The 14,193-nt window shown below is 42.4% G+C and carries 21 protein-coding genes; 5 read left to right on the forward strand and 16 right to left on the reverse strand.

Features of this window, described 5'->3' with window-relative positions:
* The first annotated feature begins 18 nt into the window (after nucleotides 1–18).
* Nucleotides 19–501 carry an HIT family protein gene (locus HNR50_RS03760; RefSeq protein WP_246433755.1) on the forward strand — a complete coding sequence of 161 codons (483 nt, stop codon included), beginning with the start codon at nucleotides 19–21 and terminating at the stop codon, nucleotides 499–501.
* Here the strand turns inward: HNR50_RS03760 and HNR50_RS03765 are convergent.
* A complete protein-coding gene (locus HNR50_RS03765) occupies nucleotides 458–2,224 on the reverse strand; it encodes a DUF5312 family protein (RefSeq protein WP_184743913.1) in 1,767 nt (588 codons plus the stop codon). The genes HNR50_RS03760 and HNR50_RS03765 overlap by 44 nt on opposite strands.
* A gap of 5 nt (nucleotides 2,225–2,229) precedes the next feature.
* Nucleotides 2,230–2,856 carry a thiamine diphosphokinase gene (locus tag HNR50_RS03770; RefSeq protein ID WP_184743915.1) on the reverse strand — a complete coding sequence of 209 codons (627 nt, stop codon included), beginning with the start codon at nucleotides 2,854–2,856 and terminating at the stop codon, nucleotides 2,230–2,232.
* Between the two features lie 111 nt (nucleotides 2,857–2,967).
* Here HNR50_RS03770 and HNR50_RS03775 point away from each other — a divergent pair, with 111 nt between their 5' ends.
* Nucleotides 2,968–3,828, forward strand: a complete 861-nt coding sequence (locus HNR50_RS03775; protein ID WP_184743918.1) for a flagellin N-terminal helical domain-containing protein — start codon at nucleotides 2,968–2,970, stop codon at nucleotides 3,826–3,828.
* 103 nt (nucleotides 3,829–3,931) lie between these two features.
* Nucleotides 3,932–5,299, forward strand: coding sequence for a CCA tRNA nucleotidyltransferase (locus tag HNR50_RS03780; RefSeq protein WP_184743921.1), 1,368 nt, complete (start codon nucleotides 3,932–3,934; stop codon nucleotides 5,297–5,299).
* Here the strand turns inward: HNR50_RS03780 and rnc are convergent.
* From rnc to coaD, 4 genes are read right to left on the reverse strand one after another with little or no spacing between them, the layout of a single operon-like run.
* Nucleotides 5,272–6,027, reverse strand: a complete 756-nt coding sequence (gene rnc, locus HNR50_RS03785) for a ribonuclease III (protein WP_184743923.1) — start codon at nucleotides 6,025–6,027, stop codon at nucleotides 5,272–5,274. The genes HNR50_RS03780 and rnc overlap by 28 nt on opposite strands.
* An 8-nt stretch (nucleotides 6,028–6,035) precedes the next feature.
* On the reverse strand, nucleotides 6,036–6,275 hold the full coding sequence (gene acpP, locus HNR50_RS03790; protein ID WP_184743926.1) for an acyl carrier protein: 240 nt from the start codon (nucleotides 6,273–6,275) through the stop codon (nucleotides 6,036–6,038).
* Between the two features lie 22 nt (nucleotides 6,276–6,297).
* On the reverse strand, nucleotides 6,298–6,486 hold the full coding sequence (gene rpmF / locus HNR50_RS03795) for a 50S ribosomal protein L32 (protein ID WP_184743929.1): 189 nt from the start codon (nucleotides 6,484–6,486) through the stop codon (nucleotides 6,298–6,300).
* A gap of 57 nt (nucleotides 6,487–6,543) precedes the next feature.
* Complete coding sequence (coaD, locus tag HNR50_RS03800) at nucleotides 6,544–7,026, reverse strand: pantetheine-phosphate adenylyltransferase (protein WP_184743931.1); 483 nt, start codon at nucleotides 7,024–7,026, stop codon at nucleotides 6,544–6,546.
* A gap of 82 nt (nucleotides 7,027–7,108) precedes the next feature.
* On the opposite strand from coaD, the gene HNR50_RS03805 reads away from it, so the two are divergent.
* Both HNR50_RS03805 and HNR50_RS03810 read left to right on the forward strand, forming a co-directional pair.
* Nucleotides 7,109–7,681 (forward strand): hypothetical protein, encoded by a 573-nt coding sequence (locus HNR50_RS03805; protein WP_184743934.1) that lies wholly within the window; start codon nucleotides 7,109–7,111, stop codon nucleotides 7,679–7,681.
* A 62-nt stretch (nucleotides 7,682–7,743) separates the two neighbouring features.
* Nucleotides 7,744–8,454, forward strand: a complete 711-nt coding sequence (locus tag HNR50_RS03810) for a HEAT repeat domain-containing protein (protein ID WP_184743937.1) — start codon at nucleotides 7,744–7,746, stop codon at nucleotides 8,452–8,454.
* Nucleotides 8,455–8,534: 80 nt separating this feature from the next.
* Here HNR50_RS03810 and HNR50_RS03815 read toward each other — a convergent pair whose 3' ends face one another.
* From HNR50_RS03815 to ffh, 10 genes are all read right to left on the reverse strand, one after another.
* On the reverse strand, nucleotides 8,535–8,942 hold the full coding sequence (locus tag HNR50_RS03815) for a hypothetical protein (RefSeq protein WP_184743940.1): 408 nt from the start codon (nucleotides 8,940–8,942) through the stop codon (nucleotides 8,535–8,537).
* Nucleotides 8,939–9,088, reverse strand: a complete 150-nt coding sequence (locus tag HNR50_RS03820; protein ID WP_184743943.1) for a hypothetical protein — start codon at nucleotides 9,086–9,088, stop codon at nucleotides 8,939–8,941. The genes HNR50_RS03815 and HNR50_RS03820 overlap by 4 nt, the downstream gene beginning before the upstream one ends.
* Nucleotides 9,089–9,103: 15 nt before the next feature.
* Entirely contained in the window at nucleotides 9,104–9,451 is a 348-nt protein-coding gene (locus tag HNR50_RS03825; protein WP_184743946.1) for a YraN family protein, read from the reverse strand.
* Nucleotides 9,451–10,581: an HD-GYP domain-containing protein gene (locus HNR50_RS03830; protein WP_184743949.1), complete on the reverse strand. Its 1,131-nt coding sequence runs from the start codon at nucleotides 10,579–10,581 to the stop codon at nucleotides 9,451–9,453. Before HNR50_RS03830 ends, HNR50_RS03825 begins: the two co-directional genes overlap by 1 nt.
* 124 nt (nucleotides 10,582–10,705) lie before the next feature.
* Nucleotides 10,706–11,068 (reverse strand): 50S ribosomal protein L19, encoded by a 363-nt coding sequence (gene rplS, locus HNR50_RS03835; RefSeq protein ID WP_184743952.1) that lies wholly within the window; start codon nucleotides 11,066–11,068, stop codon nucleotides 10,706–10,708.
* Nucleotides 11,055–11,798, reverse strand: coding sequence for a tRNA (guanosine(37)-N1)-methyltransferase TrmD (gene trmD, locus HNR50_RS03840; protein ID WP_184743955.1), 744 nt, complete (start codon nucleotides 11,796–11,798; stop codon nucleotides 11,055–11,057). Before trmD ends, rplS begins: the two co-directional genes overlap by 14 nt.
* Entirely contained in the window at nucleotides 11,795–12,295 is a 501-nt protein-coding gene (gene rimM / locus HNR50_RS03845) for a ribosome maturation factor RimM (RefSeq protein WP_184743958.1), read from the reverse strand. Before rimM ends, trmD begins: the two co-directional genes overlap by 4 nt.
* A gap of 1 nt (nucleotide 12,296) precedes the next feature.
* The gene (locus HNR50_RS03850) at nucleotides 12,297–12,530 is read right to left on the reverse strand and encodes a KH domain-containing protein (protein ID WP_184743961.1); all 234 of its coding nucleotides are present in this window, start codon (nucleotides 12,528–12,530) and stop codon (nucleotides 12,297–12,299) included.
* Nucleotides 12,531–12,547: 17 nt separating this feature from the next.
* The gene (rpsP, locus tag HNR50_RS03855) at nucleotides 12,548–12,799 is read right to left on the reverse strand and encodes a 30S ribosomal protein S16 (RefSeq protein WP_184743964.1); all 252 of its coding nucleotides are present in this window, start codon (nucleotides 12,797–12,799) and stop codon (nucleotides 12,548–12,550) included.
* A 15-nt stretch (nucleotides 12,800–12,814) separates the two neighbouring features.
* Nucleotides 12,815–14,146, reverse strand: a complete 1,332-nt coding sequence (gene ffh / locus HNR50_RS03860) for a signal recognition particle protein (protein ID WP_184743967.1) — start codon at nucleotides 14,144–14,146, stop codon at nucleotides 12,815–12,817.
* Nucleotides 14,147–14,193 lie beyond the last annotated feature (47 nt).

Raw genomic sequence — 14,193 nt, forward strand, 5'->3', positions numbered from 1 at the left:
TTCTTCAGTTTCAATAAAATGAAATATTTCAGAGAAAAGAAACCCGATGGATGTATCCTCTGTCTTATATACGAAGGTTCCAAAGAAGTTGAAGATTTAACGGTCTACCGTTCCGGACTCGTCTCGGTTACTGTTAACCTATACCCCTATAATCCGGGACATCTTCTGGTATTCCCGAACCGCCATATTCAGGACGTCCGGGAGATGAGCGAACAGGAAGAAAGGGAGATGAGCCGGGTTACGAAATTGACTCTTGATGTGCTGGATGATCTTTTCTCGCCCACAGCCTATAATATCGGCTTTAATATGGGTCTTGAAGCCGGCGGCTCAATTGATCATCTCCATCAGCATATCATTCCCCGTTACCCGAGAGAAATAGGTATAGCAGAACTGATCGGCGGAAAGAAAATACTTGTGGAAAGTCCCTACGACACAGCCGTTAAACTGACCGAAGCCTTTAATTCTTTTCCATCTCAAGATTCTGTTTCAAAAGGTTGTTGAGGTTAGAGACATCGCTTAAGAGAAGCTTAATCAATTCCCGGAGGGAACGCTCTCTGTTGACTTGAGGATAAACCGAAGACAGCTGAAGGCGGATCAGATCCGCCGGACTAGAAATAACCCGTTCCAGCCCCTTCTGAATATGATTGAGGATATCAAGCCCCGAGAAAATAATGCGCTCGGCTTCCAGATCCTTCTCTGAAATAAATCCTCTGTATTTTCTTTCCAGAGACGGGCTTTTTTTCAATTCGTTTTTTAATAAGGAAAAAGTCTTTCCGTCTTCATGATCGGGCATAAGGGAACGGTCAAAGGCACTTATCTCGCTACTGACTTTTTCCACATCTTTCTGCAGTTCGAGAATCCGCGATTGAAGCTGAGGGTTTTTAACAAGCACAGTTTTGTAAAGGACTTGAAAAACTTCAAGCACATTTCCCTTATAGTACTGGGCATAGAAATTATAGAGCAGCATGAGCGAAGAGATGTGTTTGAAATAAGGCAGGTTCAGAGTCCTGAAATCAAAATCTTTATACTCGCGGTACCCTTGAAGCTGATAAAGAGTGAAACCCAGAAAAATACGCTCGATCGACGAGTTGATATATTTTCGCTGAACTTCGTGGAAAACGGAAGTCAATGCGGAAAGCACTCTCAACTTGAGAGAAGAACTGTAAAATTCAAAAAAATCCGGCTTGGGAATCTTGAAGACCTGCTCGTAATAACTATCCTTTCTAATATATTTGATGATATCTGCCAAAGGAGTTTTCTTCATGAACTCCTCAACACCGAGCTTTAGAGACTGAATGTCTTTTTTTATTATCTGAAGCCTGTCTTCGGAATTATCTCCTTCGTCACTTCTTTTTATCCTAAGATAGGCTCCGCTTACGGCATTAATATGCTCATCTGTCCAGTCTGTCATGGCAAAAAGATTGAGACAATACAAAAGCTGCTCCAGCCTTGAAATGACAAGAGAGAAATCCGTATTCCTGAAATCGGGCGATCTGAATTCGACGAGGTCCGCCATGGAGCATCCGAATGCGGACAAAAGATTTTTAAAAGGGTATACAACGAGAAACTTACCGAAATAAAAGGGCAGAAAATACTCATTAATATCCTCTATGTTTTTCAGAGGAATGGAATTGAGAAATTCATTCATCCGGCTGATGAGTTTTTTTCTAATCTGATTTCTGTCTCCAGTCGAAGCGAATATGGCATCCATTTCTTCCATTGAAACAAAATCATAAATATCGCTTTTTCCGGAATGGATAGATTCCCTTATAAAAGTGGAATAGAGTATTTCGATAAATTCCGTATCAAGCCAGATTTCTTTGAACATTCTCCGTAGCGGAGCAATGAGAACGTAAAGGGCGTAAATTTCTCTGGCCAGCCGTCCTGTCAGCTTAGTCTCTTCACCGGCAAAGTAGGATCCACCTGAAGTATTGTCCAATTTTTTTTTCAGATGCTTCAAGGATCTTCTGAGATAGAACTCCACAGGACTTCTTCCTGTGAAAAAGGAATAAAGACGGATAATAAAACGCTCGAACCATCCGCTTAAATTGATATCTCTTCTGACCTTTTTTTCAACTTCCTCCTGGGAGAACTCTTTTCTTTTAAAGTCTTCCGAGCTCTCATGAAGCTTCAAACTCTTGCTTATCTTTTTCAGAAGAGACTTTCTTTCCTCCACGGGAAGTTCCGCAGCCAGCTGATCAAAAACAGTATTCATACTTTCCATCAGATTTAATTGTCATCCAGGGGGATAATCATTACCAGTTTTCCACTTTTCATATCAATTTTAACAGTCCTTTCGGAAGAGACATTGCTGATTCCCCCGTCTCCAGGATTCCATTCCAGTTCATCAAGCGGCCACTTGAGTCCCGAGCTGGTCATTGAACATAACTGACCTGTAACAGGAAATAGAGAAATAACAGTATTTATTTTAAGATTAATACAAAAACTCCCTTTAACAAGGAAAATCTTTTCATTATCCGTGATCCAGCGGACAGGAGCCCTTTCCCTGAAAAAAAGAGAATAGATAGCAATCAGATGATCGAGACGTCCACCTCCCCCGCCGATGACGACAACAGATGTGCAGCCTTTTTCGTAGAGATGATTAATTGCCAGTTCCGTGTCCGTATAGTCCTTATCTTCCGGATAGAGCAAAATTTTGCTCCTGTGAAATTTTTCCAGAATCTTCCTATTGCTGATCGAATCCATATCTCCGACGATGAGATCCGGTTCATATCCGTATGACAAAAGAGTATCAAGTCCAGAATCGGCAGCAACAATCATGTCTGCGTCATCCAGTTCGTTTTTAATTATTCCCAGAGAAGGAGCTTGCCCTCCCGTTACAACAATTCCCAGCATAAAAACTATTTTACAGTAAAAAAATTCTTTTTTCTATTAAGCATTTTTTTTATCTGTCGAGAATGAAGAGTGTTGGACAAGGATGTCCATGTAATATCCAAGGAGGATTAAATGATTATTAATCACAACATGAGCGCAATGAATGCTCAGAGAAATCTCGGAATCTCAACCGGCAGTATCAGCAGCAACATGGCTAAACTCTCATCGGGAATGAGAATCAACAAAGCCGGAGATGATGCTTCAGGTCTGGCCGTTTCCGAAAAAATGAGATCCCAGATCCGTGGTCTGAATCAGGCTTCGGATAACGCGGCTAACGGCGTTTCTTTTATCCAGGCAACAGAAGGGAGCCTGCAGGAAACTACGGATATCATCCAGAGAATCAGAGAACTGGCCATCCAGGCTTCCAACGGTATCTATTCTTCGGAAGATAGAATGCAGATCCAGGTTGAAGTGTCCCAGCTTGTAGACGAGGTGGACAGAATTGCTTCTCACGCCCAGTTCAACGGTATGAATATGCTGACTGGACGGTTCGCAAGAGATACTGGTGAAAACACTGTTACCGGGTCTATGTGGTTCCATATCGGTGCCAATATGGACCAGAGAGAAAGAGTTTTTATCCAGACAATGACATCCGGTTCTCTCGGTCTCAGACAGGTGGGATCAGGAAACATCATGTCTATCTCTACAGCTGATCAGGCTAATAGAAACATCGGTGTTCTCGACGGAGCCCTCCGCATGGTCAACAAGCAGAGAGCTGACCTTGGAGCCTACCAGAACAGACTGGAAATGGCGATAAAAGGTATTGATGTAAGTGCTGAAAACATGCAGGCTGCCGAGTCAACCATCAGAGATACTGATATGGCTGCCGAAATGGTAGATTTCACAAAGAACCAGATTCTCAGCCAGGCAGGAAATGCCATGTTAGCACAGGCCAACCAGCAGGGACAGATGGTAATGCAGCTTCTCCAGTAGTTTCAGAGATGAATACGCTGAAAAAATGCAGTCTTCGGGCTGCATTTTTTTTATCCCCGCCTGCCCTTGACTATATATAAATATAGACGTAGTTTTTCACAATATGACAATTCGCGTATCTGAAGATTTAAAAAAAATTGCCTCGATTCTCAATGAAAAAGGGTTCAGCTGTTACCTCGTGGGAGGAGCTGTAAGAAATCAGCTTCTCGGTATAGAAGAGAAAGATTACGACCTGGCTACCGATGCCCTGCCTGACGACATTATCAGAATCTTCCGCAAGGTCATTCCCACAGGAATCAAGCACGGGACGGTAACAGTCTTATTTAAAGGCGAAGCCTATGAAGTTACGACATTCAGAGTTGATGGAAAATACACTGACGGCAGACGGCCGGACTCGATAAGCTATACTTCAGATATCAATGAGGATTTAAAAAGACGGGATTTCACAATCAATTCCATAGCTTATGATATTCTCAACGAAAAGCTCATTGACCCTAACAACGGGCTCTCCGATCTTGATAAAAAAACAATAAGAGCTATAGGGAATCCCGATGAGAGGTTTCAGGAAGACGGTCTACGCCCTCTTCGCGCCTGTCGTTTTGCAGCTCAACTGAATTTTGATTTAGAAAATGAAACTTTCAAAGCAATCGGCAGAAATCTGGACAAATTCCGAATCGTATCAAAAGAACGCATTTATGACGAACTGGTGAAAACCATGAAAGCCCGGAAACCATCTACAACATTCCGTCTATTGCTGGAATCCGGATTACTGGAGATTATTTCGCCGGATCTGACAGCCTGTTCCGGCCTGGAGCAAAGAGAAAAGCACAAACTTGATGTTTTCGAGCACCTGATAACGACATGCGACTATTGTCCGCAAAATGACATTGATCTGAGATTTGCCGGATTGTTCCACGATATCGGAAAAAAAGATGCTCTTGTTTTTAATAGCGAGGGAATTCCCACTTTTCACAATCACGAAATCCATTCAGCCCGCAAAGCTGTAAAAATTATGAAAAATCTGAAATTCCCGAACAAATCCATTCAAAGAATTGAGCACCTGATAAGACATCATATGTTCAACTACGAGTCGATATGGACCGATGCGGGAGTTCGTCGGTTTATTGCCAGAGTCGGCCTTGATCAAATTGACGATCTGCTAACACTCCAGAAAGCCGATATGGCTTCCATGTGGACGTCGGATGAGGATTATGATCTGTTAAAAGAATTAAAAAACCGGATCGACAATCTGACAGAAAAAAATCAGGCTTTTACAATTAAAAGCTTGAATATAAATGGTAACGATTTATTTATGGATGGGGGAATTCCCAGAAGTCCGGTAATGGGACAGATTCTGGAAAGCTTATTAGAGCTTGTATTGGAAAATCCCGATTACAATGACAGAGATTTTCTCCTGGCCAGGGCCAGAGAGATTTACGAAAATTATACGGAATCCGTAGAGGAAAGATAGGCAAAAGCTTCTTCAGCTGCCTGCTGTTCAGCTTCTTTTTTATTCTTGCCTTCCCCGGGACCGAATGTTCTTCCGTTTACCGAAACTTCCATCCAGAATGTTTTGTCATGATCGGGACCGGATTTCTTGACTAAAGTGTATTTGGGATAGATATGATATTTCTTCTGAACGTATTCCTGGAGCATAGTTTTGTAATCTTTTTTATGTCTGTTCTCCAGGACTTTATCGATTTGCGGAACGAGAAAGCGCAGAACGAATTTACTGACTTCCCGGTATCCGGTATCGAGGTAGTAGGCGCCGATGATGGCTTCCATACAATCAGCCAGGATAGCTTTCTTCTGCCGTCCTCCTGAGTTTTCCTCACCTTTTCCGATGAGAAGATATTTATCTACATCTATTGAACGGGCAATGCTGTCAAGACTTTCCTCACTGACGACAAATGACTTTACTTTCGCCAGATAACCTTCCACCCTATCGGGTAGTCTGTTAAACAAATAATCAGCTGTGACCATGCCGAGAACAGAATCACCGAGGAATTCAAGTTTTTCATTATTCTCTATTTTTTGAGAGTATTCGTTCGAATAGGAGCGGTGTATAAAAGCAAGGTTCAAAAGATCAACTCTTTTGAACCTTATGCCTGCCTGTTTTTCAAAAAGACGAAGCTCAGCTCGTCTTTTTGATGACACAATAGGTGTCTTAACAGGAATGTTTTTCTTAATTGGATTCACAAGGTAAATTATTTACTTTTTTCAGCCTTGATAAAATCTAATGCATCAGAAACTTTTTCAAACTCTGTTGCTCTCTCATCAGGAACGGAAACGCCCATTTCTGAATCGATAGCATAAAGAAGCTCATATGTGTCGAGACTGTCGGCACCGAGATCTTCTCTGAATCTGGAATCAAGAGTGATTTTCTCCATGTCCACTTCCAGTTTGTCTGCAATAAGACCTTTCAACTGTTCAAATAATTCGTCCATTCAACAACTCCTTGTAGGATTATTAAGCCATCTCGTCAAGCTCGATAACCTGTTTCCCTCTATAAAAACCACATTTGGGGCATACTCTGTGACGCATAATTTTGTTGCCACAGTTTGTGCACGATACAAGAGTGTCAACACCCATTTTCATGTTGATGGATCTTCTTCTCCTGCTTCTGGCTTTCGATGTTTTATATTTAGGTACTGCCATCTCTTACCTCACTTCGCAGTATATCGGAGACTAAAATAACGCATCGGCTATATTTTGTCAATAACCGCCGGTTTTTCTCTTTAAAAGTTTCTCCACGTGAGCGGGAACCATCCCAGAGATATCAGCGTGAAAATTCAGAAGCTCCTTTATCGATGAAGACCGCAATACAAAATACTTGGGATCTGTGGGTAAAAAAATCGTTTCGATTGATGATTTTAACTGTTTATTCATCATGGAAAGTTCAAATTCATAGCCGAAATCCGCCACATTCCGAATACCTCTGAGGATAACTTTGATGTCGTTTTCCACAGCATAATCGACTATGAGCTTATTACACAACGTTACTTTTACACCTGACAGGTCCTTAACTGATTCACTGAGCAGCTCCATTCGCTCCTCAGGCGTCAGCAGCGGCATTTTATTCGTGTTGACAGCTATAACCACATCCAGCGTATCAAAGAGCGCCGCTCCCCTTTTAATAAGATTGATATGCCCTTTAGTCGGGGGATCGAAAGTTCCGGGAAATACTGCTTTTACCATAAAAAGCACTATATTTAAAAAAAAGGAAAGGGTCAAATTGTTTTGACTTTTAAGCAATGAAATTATAGACTTCTCTATGTATATGAAAAAGATAATTTTACTCACAGTGTTTTTACCGGCTCTTTTTTCCTGCAAAACAACAGAACCTCTTCCCGTTGTACCTGAACCGCAGGAAGTTGTAGTCCAGGAGGATTCCGTACCGGTAGCAGAACCGGCGGCGGAAGAAGCGGAAGTTGTCATACCCGAAGAACAGGTGGCAACTGAAAACGATGTAATGGTTGTTTCCGAAGATCTATACAACAGGACTTTTGACGAGATAGAAAACCTCATCGATGAGCTGACAAAACTCATCAGAAAGAAAAATTTTAACGGTTGGAAGAATTTTCTCTCAGAAAAGTACATAGAAAAGGTAGGAAGTGCCGAATATCTAAGAGAGGTCTCAGAAAGTCCCAGCTTAAAAGATATTGTCGAGCTGAAGTCTTTAAGGGATTATTTTCAGTGGGTTGTCGTTCCGAGCAGAGCAAGCGCCAGACTGGATGAAATCATCTTCAAAGATGAAACCCATGTTACAGCCTATATGTACATTGATGAGAATCCGACGATTCTCTTTCAGTTTGAATTAATTGATGGTGAATGGGCCGTAACTGTTTGGTAGCCAGTGTTTGCTAATATTCCTTCTTGGAATTACAATTAATGCATTAAGTAAAGGGGTATTTTATGAACATCAGAAAAAAGGCAGCTGCTTTAGCCGGTGCTTTCCTGTTCCTGACCGTTTTGGGAGCACAGGATAATTCTTCAGAACAGACGATTGAAGACGTTTACCTGAAGAGCACAGTCAAGGCACAGATCATCAGAAGCCAGGCTGAATCTCCCGATCGCGACATGAAGATTATAGCCATACAGGACATCGAAGAGATGATTCAGAATGGGGAAGTCGATGAGAACAGTATAGAAATAATCGATATTTTAAGCGATCTTTCTTCTGAAGGGATCGACAAAAAAGTCGTTGAGGGCGGAAGAGTCGTCAACAATTTTTCAATGGTCAGAAAAGAAGCTGTGCGGATTCTTGGTGAAATCGGCGGTGATACAGCCCGAGACATGATTCTGAATATTTTTAAAAATGAAAACGAGACAATGGTTCTGACTGAAGCCGTTCTGGCTCTATCAAAAACCGGTTTGGATGAAAATGGAGAAGTTCTGGATCTCATAAGCTGGACTATGCATTCACAAACCGCCGTTACGAAAGACAATACTTTTGCAAATGCATCTTTATCGGCTATTCAGAAATTGGCAAATGACAATAATGGCCTCGAAGATGAAAAGGTATTCAGAGAAATCGCTGCTATTGCCGATCCGAGAAACGGTTATATAACAGTCGTTAGAATGAAAGCTCTTCAATTACTTGATGAACTTCAATCTTATTACTGATACTGTCCCCTTTCACTAATGATTAGGATATAAAAAAGCCCCTTTTTTTAAGGGGCTTTTTCAATCTTTCAGGCTGTTCATTACTTCTCGGGTATATCGAGACGCATGTTCATGCGCCAGTCACTTCTTGTTTCAGGATTCTCTTCATAGGGAATTTTTTTGAGAATTTCAAATTTTCTATTATTCAGGATTCTGACAACACCGAAATTGCCACTTCCGAGATATACAATTTTTTCCTGATTGCCCAGAGTTTCTTTTTCTGAAAGCTGTTTAACAATACAATCAAAATGAACGGGATTCTCACCGGAAGGATCATTCATGGCCGCCGAAATGTCTCTGATAGGATTTCCGCACAGAGCACAATCCGGTCCATTCGCCCTTTCCTGTTGAGGTCTGTTTCGCCTGTTTCTCTTTCTTCGGTCATTCCTACGGCGGGATCTGCTTACATCGTTTTCCGATTTACCGGCAGATTCGTCGGGGTTTTTCATGTCTTCTCCTCATTGAAGTTTACGATCTCATGAGTCAGAGTGGCCGCTATCTGTGAAATGGCCAGAGACAAATACTTGTCATCATCGATTTTCTGCTTCAATTCCTTTAGTCGTTTCGGATCAGACTGTTTTGCAATTCTTATCATTGGAGCTCCATCTCCCTAAAAAGCATTGATCAGATGATGTATTTCCCCCGTCCTCCTTGACAGAAAAACTACATCATAGCGTAGTCTGAAATCGCGATATTGCTGATACTTTACCAGAAAATACCGGGATGTATCTACTATTCTTTTTCTCTTAGTACTATTAATTGCATACTCAAGATCTTCAAAATCGTAATAATCCCAGTACTTCACCTCAACAAATGCGATTTCATCATTAGTTCTACATATAATATCGACTTCTCCGGTACGGGACATAAAGTTTCTTTTCAGAATTTTATAGTCTTTTTTTTCCAGGTAAGAAACAGCCAGATCTTCACCTTCCCGCCCTTTTGCGCGGCTGTCCACTAAACAGTCTTTCCGGCGAGAGTCTTGACATCAAGAGCTTTGAGAATGAAGAGATTCGTTTCCTGAAGGAGATCCAGCACGAGACCTGAACCATCCTTGTACTCGGTTCCGTCCGAATCAATGAGAAGCATGAGCTCCGGTCTTAGAGGTGTGTTGCCATGTATGGAAGTAACACGGCCGATGCTTGAGTCACTGAGAAGAACAATACTGCCTATAGGGTATATTCCCATACTGGAAATGAAGGCTTTTACAACTTTGGGATCGAATCTTCGCGAATTATCGCTCAGGATATTTTTCATAGCAAAATATCCGGTCATTGAGTTCCTGTAAGGCCTTTCAGAAACCATAGCCTCAAAAGCATCAGCAACCGAGACTATCCGGGCTTCCAGACCGATTTCCTGTTCCTTCAGACCTTGAGGATATCCGGTTCCATTCCATCTCTCATGGTGCTGCAGAGCGATCTGGGAAACATCTTCCGGATAATAGAGCTCTTTTGCCATGACCTGATATGAATAAAGTGTATGGGTTCTCAGAACCTTCAGTTCCTTATCATCCAGCTGGGAGTCCTTTTCCCTGATCTTTTTCGAGACACGTAGCATTCCGCAATCATGTAATATTGCCCCTATAACCAGATTCTGCAGCTTTGATTCTTCAATTTTCAGATAATCGCCGATTACCGCAGAAAGAATGGCACAGTTCAAACTGCTTTTAGCATAACCACTGCCCGCGCTTGAACATATAATAAGGCTGATAGTCTCATTTCTCTGTTCCAGAACATACTTGATAATCAACTCAGCAAGCGTATCGATTGATGTTGTATTAAATGTTTCTTTTTTGGAAATGCGATCAAATATATCGGAGAGAAAGGAAACGGCGTTTTTATAGAAATTAACAGAATCGCTATTGGCATCGAGGCCGAAAAATTCAAAATCTGCTTTTACGTCAGAAGGTGTTTTATCAATGGGCTTACCTTCGGTAAGAACTTCCTCTACTCCCCACTGAGTCAGCCTGTGCAGGTCTTTTTCCCGAATGGCAACACCTGCCGGAACAAGTAAAACATCATCTTCGACGTAAACCGATGCATCAAATTCCATTCCAACCTGTAAGTCTTCAACTTTTACTATGTTCATTGCCCCATCCTGAATAGCAGTCAATACTGATAATCAATCTTATTATAACTTAAAGATTCTATCTTGACTATCCTATAATTCTAAGGCATAAAAAAACCGGAATCACGCGATTCCGGTTCAATTTTTACTTCTGATCAGCTTTTTTCTTGATAAGCTCTTTAACCTTGGCGGCTTTTCCGACTCTTTCGCGGATGTAATAGAGTTTGGCTCTTCTTACTTTACCTCTTCTGGTTACTTCGATCTTTTCAATTTTAGGAGAATTGATGGGAAAAATTCTTTCAACGCCGACACCATGTGACATTTTTCTAACTGTAACAGTTCTGTTGATTCCAGCATTGTTGAGAGAAAGCGCCAGACCTTCATAAACCTGAACACGTTCTGTTTTTCCTTCAATGATCTTATAGAAAACTTTAATTGTATCGCCAATCTTAAAGTTTTCAGCATTTTCTTTAATCTGATCAGACTCAATTGATTTAATTATATCCATTAGGTCCTTCCTCCTGAATTACCATTTCATTTAACATTTTTTCAGCTTCATCCGACAGCTGACCGCTTTCCAGCAAATCAGGTCTGTTGGCGAGTGTTTTCTCAAGCTGTTTTTTCAACCGCCATTTTTCAATTTTAGCATGATGCCCCGATAAAAGTATATCGGGAACGCCGCGTCCCTGAAAAACTTCCGGTCTGGTGTAATGAGGATATTCGAGAAGAGCGTTCTGAAAACTTTCCTCTTCTAGCGATTCCTTTGTTATTACACCTTCACAAAGCCGGTATACGCTGTCAACCAGAACGAGAGCTGCAACCTCTCCCGACGATATAACATAGTCACCGATAGAAATCTCGTCATCCACATAGAGATCGATGATACGCTGATCAATACCCTCGTATCGACCGCATATGATGACAATCTCTTTCTCGCCTGACAACTCAAGCGAAAGCTTCTGATCGAGCTTCTTACCCGAAGGCGACATATAAACGGTTCTTGTCTGTCCGGCATTAACCGAATCCAGAGCCGCAGCCAGGGGTTCGGCTTTCATAACCATCCCGGCACCGCCGCCGTAAGGCGCATCATCACAGGTCCTGTGCTTATCGAAAGCAAAGTCCCTGATGTTGACAAAATTATATTCCACCAGATTGTTCTTAACAGCTCTCGACATGATTGAACTGTTAAAAAAACCTTCCAGTATTTCAGGAAACAGAGATAAAATTGTAAATTTCATCCCAGAATCCATTTTTCTTTCAGTTCGATGAGCTTTCCATCGATGGAAATATCTCCGATAAACTCATCGCGAAAGGGTATAAGAACTGATTCTCCGGAGTTTAGTTCCACTTCGAACAGCTCTCCGCCTCCCCCTTCGATAATTGATTTCACACGTCCGATAATCTCTCCGTCATAACGCAAGGAACACTGAACCAAATCAGCGTGATAATACTCTCCCTCATTCAAAGGCGCTGCATTATCACGGGGGACCAGGATTTCCATTCCGGCAAGCGTTTTGGCCTTTTCCGGCGAATCGATCCCGGCGATTTTAAGGATGACAGAATCACCTAGAGGCTTCACCTCTTCGATAACCGACTCACGTTCCTGCCTATCCGATTTCAGGATAATTTTTTCCAGATCATAAAAATGATCCGTCTCTCCCGAAAAACTGACAACTTTGACAAATCCTTTGATTCCATGGGAAGTGCGGATCTTACCGATCGCGATCAAATCCATATCAGTCGAGAATCTCCAGAACGCATCTCTTTCCGTCCCTGGTGCTCGAAGCACTGAGGATAGTCCGGACCGCTTTGGCAATTCTGCCGTGCTTTCCGATGACTTTGCCGATATCATCATCGGATACCCGTAATTCCAGAATTGTCGATTTTTCCCCTTCGATCATATTAACCGTAACTTCATCGGGATAATCGACAAGCGATTTAGCAATGTACTCTACCAGATCTCTTTCCACAATAACCTCAGACCCCCTTATTTAAGGGTGATACCTTTTTTGTTGAGAAGTCTCTTAACGGTATCTGTGGGTCTGGCGCCTTTTGCAAACCAGTCTCTGATTTTTTCTTCTTTAAGAACAACCTGTTTGTCTTCAGCTTCGATGGGGTGATAGTAACCGACTTCATCGATTGCTCTTCCGTCTCTTGCTGTTCTTGAATCCATAACAACGATTCTATAGTAAGGTCTCTTTTTAGCGCCTACTCTCTTAAGTCTGATTTTTACACTCACGTATTTACTCCTAGTCTACATTCCGCCCATTTGTGTCATGAGCTGGTTCTGCAGTTTCTTGTTTTTTGCGATTTTCTTCATCGTCAACCGCATCTTGTCGAATTTTTTAATGAGCCGGCTTACTTCTGAAACAGTAGTGCCGCTCCCCGCAGCTATTCTTTTTCTCCGGGGCGGACCGATTATTCTGTGATTTCTCCTCTCCTGAAGAGTCATTGACAAAATAATGGCTTCCTCCCTTTTAATAGCTTTTTCATCGATGTCCCCATCACCTATCTTCCCGGCCATTCCGGGAATCATGGCGACCAGAGACTGGACGCTGCCCATTTTCCGCATTTGCTGGAACTGCTTCAAGTAGTCTTCCAGCGTAAAAGTGGCGGAAATTATCTTCTTCTGAAGTTCTTCCGCCTCTTCCTGCGTGGCAACTCCCTGAGCCTTCTCCACCAGACTGACAACATCGCCCATCCCGAGAATACGGGAGGCTATCCTGTCAGGATAGAAAGGCTCAAGATCTTCAACTTTCTCACCAACACCAATGAATTTTATTGGTTTCCCTGTGATGCTCTTGAGGGAAAGAGCAGCACCGCCGCGGGCATCGGAGTCGAATTTTGTAAGAATAACACCGCTTATCGTAACTTCTTCATCAAAAGCTTTGGCTATTTCAACTGCATTCTGTCCGGTCATGGCGTCAGCGACCAGTAGTGCCTCGTCAGGGTTCACCGCTTCCCTGACGTCTACGATCTCTTTCATCATGTCCTGATCTATCTGCAACCGGCCGGCCGTATCGATAATCAGCGTATCATATTGTTTTTTCTTCGCAAGTTTCAGCGCGTTTTTCGCAACTTTAACCGCGTTTTTTGTTTCTTCTCTGTAGACTTCTACACCGATCTGTTCTCCCAGAACGGAAAGCTGTTCCACAGCAGCAGGCCTTACCAGGTCACAGGCGGCCAGCATGGGGTTTCTCCCCTCTTTCTTCAATCGGGCGGCAAGCTTGGCGGCAGCCGTAGTCTTACCAGCCCCCTGCAGGCCGAGAAGAAGTATAACAGAGACGGTATCAGGTCCTTTTAATTCAAGATCCTGACGGGAGTCACCCAACAGATCGACCATCTTGTCATAAACGATTTTAATGAACATCTGTCCGGGATCAACCGAACGGAGGACATCTTCTCCCGTCGCGTCCTTGATGGTTCTGTTAACAAAGCGTCTGACAACTCTGAGGTTGACATCGGCATCGAGGAGAGCCACCTTTATTTCGTTGACAGCGTCCTCTATATTCTTTTCTGTTATCCGGTTCTTTCCGGTAAACTGCCTGGTAATGTCAGTCAGTTTATCCGTAATTCGGTCTAGCATTCTTTCTATTTAGCCTTAAAAGTTTTAGCTTTTTTATACCGTTAATC

Origin of the sequence: Spirochaeta isovalerica (genome assembly GCF_014207565.1) — a bacterium.
GTDB classification, from domain to species: Bacteria; Spirochaetota; Spirochaetia; order DSM-2461; family DSM-2461; genus Spirochaeta_F; species Spirochaeta_F isovalerica.

Coding starts and splice junctions, on each gene's coding strand:
- HNR50_RS03760 (WP_246433755.1), top strand. CDS start 19: ATGAAATATTTCAGAGAAAAGAAACCCGATGGATGTATCCTCTGTCTT.
- HNR50_RS03765 (WP_184743913.1), bottom strand. CDS start 2,224: ATGGAAAGTATGAATACTGTTTTTGATCAGCTGGCTGCGGAACTTCCC.
- HNR50_RS03770 (WP_184743915.1), bottom strand. CDS start 2,856: ATGCTGGGAATTGTTGTAACGGGAGGGCAAGCTCCTTCTCTGGGAATA.
- HNR50_RS03775 (WP_184743918.1), top strand. CDS start 2,968: ATGATTATTAATCACAACATGAGCGCAATGAATGCTCAGAGAAATCTC.
- HNR50_RS03780 (WP_184743921.1), top strand. CDS start 3,932: ATGACAATTCGCGTATCTGAAGATTTAAAAAAAATTGCCTCGATTCTC.
- acpP (WP_184743926.1), bottom strand. CDS start 6,275: ATGGACGAATTATTTGAACAGTTGAAAGGTCTTATTGCAGACAAACTG.
- rpmF (WP_184743929.1), bottom strand. CDS start 6,486: ATGGCAGTACCTAAATATAAAACATCGAAAGCCAGAAGCAGGAGAAGA.
- coaD (WP_184743931.1), bottom strand. CDS start 7,026: ATGGTAAAAGCAGTATTTCCCGGAACTTTCGATCCCCCGACTAAAGGG.
- HNR50_RS03805 (WP_184743934.1), top strand. CDS start 7,109: ATGAAAAAGATAATTTTACTCACAGTGTTTTTACCGGCTCTTTTTTCC.
- HNR50_RS03810 (WP_184743937.1), top strand. CDS start 7,744: ATGAACATCAGAAAAAAGGCAGCTGCTTTAGCCGGTGCTTTCCTGTTC.
- HNR50_RS03815 (WP_184743940.1), bottom strand. CDS start 8,942: ATGAAAAACCCCGACGAATCTGCCGGTAAATCGGAAAACGATGTAAGC.
- HNR50_RS03820 (WP_184743943.1), bottom strand. CDS start 9,088: ATGATAAGAATTGCAAAACAGTCTGATCCGAAACGACTAAAGGAATTG.
- HNR50_RS03830 (WP_184743949.1), bottom strand. CDS start 10,581: ATGAACATAGTAAAAGTTGAAGACTTACAGGTTGGAATGGAATTTGAT.
- rplS (WP_184743952.1), bottom strand. CDS start 11,068: ATGGATATAATTAAATCAATTGAGTCTGATCAGATTAAAGAAAATGCT.
- trmD (WP_184743955.1), bottom strand. CDS start 11,798: ATGAAATTTACAATTTTATCTCTGTTTCCTGAAATACTGGAAGGTTTT.
- rimM (WP_184743958.1), bottom strand. CDS start 12,295: ATGGATTTGATCGCGATCGGTAAGATCCGCACTTCCCATGGAATCAAA.
- ffh (WP_184743967.1), bottom strand. CDS start 14,146: ATGCTAGACCGAATTACGGATAAACTGACTGACATTACCAGGCAGTTT.